General features: G+C 54.5%; 1 protein-coding gene. It reads right to left on the reverse strand.

The window, feature by feature from the left end:
- Positions 1-100: 100 nt before the first annotated feature.
- Positions 101-619, reverse strand: coding sequence for an Imm21 family immunity protein (locus tag XarbCFBP7408_RS21995; RefSeq protein ID WP_104564697.1), 519 nt, complete (start codon positions 617-619; stop codon positions 101-103).
- Between the last annotated feature and the right edge of the window lie 263 nt (positions 620-882).

Raw genomic sequence — 882 nt, forward strand, 5'->3', positions numbered from 1 at the left:
GAAGCCGAAGCGGCTTACGATCGGCAGCAAACCGGTCAGGCCGAGGCGGCCTGACTCAAACCAAACGGCCTCCGAGAAACCCGGGGCGGTTCAGCTGCTCTTATCCAAAGTCAGCTGAGTGCTCTTGCAAACGATGAATCAGCGCACAGATATCTTTTCTTGGATGAAGATAAGCGCTGGAGAGCGAAAACTGGGCCGCATCCAGTTCGACGACCGATGACTCATCGGCGTAAGTTCCGGCGAGAGCGGAATCGAAGAGAAGATGCGTTCCCGGCATTGTCAAGAAAGACCCTGAGCTACAAAAATCCAGGGCATCCAATCCATCTCGCAACTCTTCTAACAGATCACCTTCGGACGGCGCCCAACGCCAGCGAATGATAAAAACTGATTTTCCGCGTTTAGTGAGTGCTGTCCTGTCAGGCTCATCACCGAGCACCAGGGCTTGTCTAGATCCAACATCAATCACCCCGAGCTCATCTATCACATCACAAGCACGTGTGTAATCCGTCGCATCAGCATCCACGAGTGACCCTGTGCTTCCGCACCACACAGGCACTAAGTCTCTATGTAGGAGGACCAATGGTCCTCCACTCGATTCAATCCAGTTCAAATATTTCACCTTCTCTCCGGTGGCTGCGGCGGTGGCGGCCTATATTGCCTCACTTCCCCCCCCTGTTGCCTGCTGCAGGACAGGCACTGCGGATAGAGACGCTGAGGCGCACCACTCGGGTTTGCTTTGCTTGGCGGCTGGTGGTCTGGCACAAAATTGCCACTCTTTGTCCCAGGTTCCTTAGAGCGGCTAACAAAACCCTTGAATTCTGTTGAGTCGGCGACAACATTGCCGGCATGACACGTCGCAACGAGATCCCTAGTGCGCTTTGG

This window comes from Xanthomonas arboricola pv. guizotiae, assembly GCF_002940205.1.
Lineage (GTDB): Bacteria > Pseudomonadota > Gammaproteobacteria > Xanthomonadales > Xanthomonadaceae > Xanthomonas > Xanthomonas arboricola_C.